Here is a 2,521-nt window from a genome sequence, read left to right as displayed (position 1 = left end):
CCGGATAGGGTCGTGGGTATGACCCACCAGGTGCACGCCTTCGAGCCGCCGGAGCGGTTCGTCGCCGGAACCGTCGGGCCGCCGGGGGAGCGCACGTTCTTCCTCCAGGCGCGCGGCGGCGGGCGGCTGGTCAGCGTCGCGCTGGAGAAGGTCCAGGTGTCGCTGCTCGCGGAGAAACTGGAGGAGCTGCTCACCGAGGCCCAACGCCGCTTCGGGGTGAAGCTGCCCGAGCCGGTCGTCGTCGTCGGTGACAACGACCCGCTGGACACGCCGGTCGACGAGGAGTTCCGGGTCGGCACGCTGGGCCTGGCGTTCGACGTCGACACCGCGACGGTGGTGATCGAGGCGATCGCCGCCGGCGAGGCGGAGGTCGAGGTCGAGCTCGGTGAGCCCGACGACGAGGACGAAGACGAGGACGACGAGGAGCCGGACGAGGATCTCGACCGGCTCCGGGTCCGGTTGACGCCCGAGGCGACCCGCGAGTTCATCGAACGGGCCCGCCGGGTGGTCAACGCGGGCCGCCCACCCTGCCCGCTCTGCGGCCAGCCGCTGGACCCCGCGGGTCACCTCTGTCCGCGCCACAACGGTTATCACCGGTGACCTCGTCGGGACTTCAGCCCCGCCAGGACGGCGACGCCGCGCTCCGGTTGCTCCGCGACGGTGAGCTCGACCTGGAGGGGCGGTTGGTCGACGCCTCCAACACGACGCTGCGCGGCATCCTGACCCTCGACGGGCTGACGGCGCGGTGCGTCTACAAGCCGGTCCGTGGTGAGCGTCCGCTCTGGGACTTCCCCGACGGCACCCTGGCCGGCCGGGAGGTCTCCGCGTACCTGGTCTCCCGGGCCACCGGGTGGGACCTGGTGCCGCCGACGGTGCTGCGGGACGGGCCGTTCGGGCCGGGCTCGTGCCAGCTCTGGATCGACGAGCCGGCCGACGCCGAGCCGCTGGTCGGTTTCGTGCCGGCCGACGCGCTGCCGCCCCGCTGGTTCCCGGTCGCCGCGGCCCGTGACGACGACGGCACCCCGTACGCGCTGGCGCACGCCGACGACCCGCGGCTGGCCCGACTCGCCGTGCTCGACGCGGTGATCAACAACGCCGACCGCAAGGGCGGTCACGTGCTGGTCGGCCCGGATGACCGGATCTACGGCGTCGACCACGGGGTGAGCTTCCACGTGGAGGAGAAGCTGCGCACGGTGCTCTGGGGCTGGGCCGGCCGGCAGCTGCCGGCGGATGCCGTGGAGGTGCTCGACGCCCTCGCCGGGCAGGTCGCCGGTGGGCTCGGCGACGAGCTGGCCGACCACCTCACCCTCGGCGAGATCGCCGAGCTGGCCGCCCGGATCGAGCGGCTGCGTGCCACCGGCCGGTTCCCGCAGCCCCCGCAGGAGTGGCCGGCGGTGCCCTGGCCGCCGATGTGAGCCGCTGTCATGATGATCACCCGCGGGGCGGCCCTGTGGTGTCGTACGGCTGGTTAGGCTGACGGTCATGGAGTCTTGGGCGGGACACGAGGTGCCACGGCTGCCGGGCAGGGGCGGGCCGCTGATGTTGTTCGACTCGGCGCGCCAGGGTGTCAACCCGAGCGACCCGGCCGACGCGGCGACCATGTACGTCTGCGGCATCACCCCGTACGACGCCACCCACCTCGGCCACGCCGCCACGATGATCACGTTCGACCTGGTGCAGCGGGTGTGGCGCGACGCCGGCCGCGACGTGCGCTACGTGCAGAACGTCACCGACATCGACGACCCGCTGCTGGAACGCGCCGAGCGCGACGGCGAGGACTGGAAGGTCCTGGCGATGCGGGAGACCGCGCTGTTCCGGGAGGACATGGAGGCGCTGCGGATCATCCCGCCGGCGCACTACGTGGGCGCGGTCGAGTCGATCCCGGACATCGCCGACAAGGTCCTCATGCTGATGAAGGACGGGGCCGCGTACCGGCTGGACGACGGCACCGGTGACGTCTACTTCGATGTCACCTCGGCGCCCCGGTTCGGCTACGAGTCCAACCTGCGCCGCGAGCAGATGCTGGAGATCTTCCCCGAGCGCGGCGGCGACCCGGACCGGGCCGGCAAGCGTGACCCGCTCGACCCGCTGCTGTGGCGCGGCGCCCGTGCGGGCGAGCCGTCCTGGCCGGGGAGCGAGCTGGGCGCCGGCCGCCCCGGTTGGCACATCGAGTGCGCGGTCATCGCGCTCAACCTCCTCGGTGACCGCATCGACGTGCAGGGCGGCGGCAACGATCTGCTCTACCCGCACCACGAGTACTCCGCCGCGCACGCGGAGCGGCTCACCGGCGCGGCGCCCTTCGCCGACCACTACGTGCACGCCGGCATGATCGGCCTGAACGGCGAGAAGATGTCGAAGTCCCGGGGCAACCTGGTCTTCGTCTCCCGGCTGCGCGCCGACAAGGTCGACCCGATGGCCGTCCGGCTGGCGCTGCTGTCCGGGCACTACCGCGCCGACCGGTCCTGGACCGACGACCTGCTCGTCGCCGGGCAGGAGCGGCTGGACCGCTGGCGGCGGGCCG

At 72.9% G+C, this 2,521-nt stretch carries 3 protein-coding genes; all 3 read left to right on the top strand.

The annotated features are described in order from the left end of the window. Positions 1-18 precede the first annotated feature (18 nt). Positions 19-600: a DUF3090 domain-containing protein gene (locus NCC78_RS30780; protein ID WP_250798925.1), complete on the top strand. Its 582-nt coding sequence runs from the start codon at positions 19-21 to the stop codon at positions 598-600. Next, entirely contained in the window at positions 597-1,415 is an 819-nt protein-coding gene (locus NCC78_RS30775) for an SCO1664 family protein (protein WP_250798924.1), read from the top strand. Before NCC78_RS30780 ends, NCC78_RS30775 begins: the two co-directional genes overlap by 4 nt. A 67-nt stretch (positions 1,416-1,482) precedes the next feature. Beyond that, on the top strand, positions 1,483-2,521 hold a 1,039-nt coding region (gene mshC, locus NCC78_RS30770), incomplete at its 3' end, for a cysteine--1-D-myo-inosityl 2-amino-2-deoxy-alpha-D-glucopyranoside ligase (protein ID WP_250798923.1).

It is taken from the genome of Micromonospora phytophila (assembly GCF_023656545.1).
Lineage (GTDB): Bacteria > Actinomycetota > Actinomycetes > Mycobacteriales > Micromonosporaceae > Micromonospora > Micromonospora phytophila.
The sequence above is the reverse complement of the archived record's forward strand: the minus strand, read 5'-3'. Positions and strand labels throughout refer to the sequence as shown.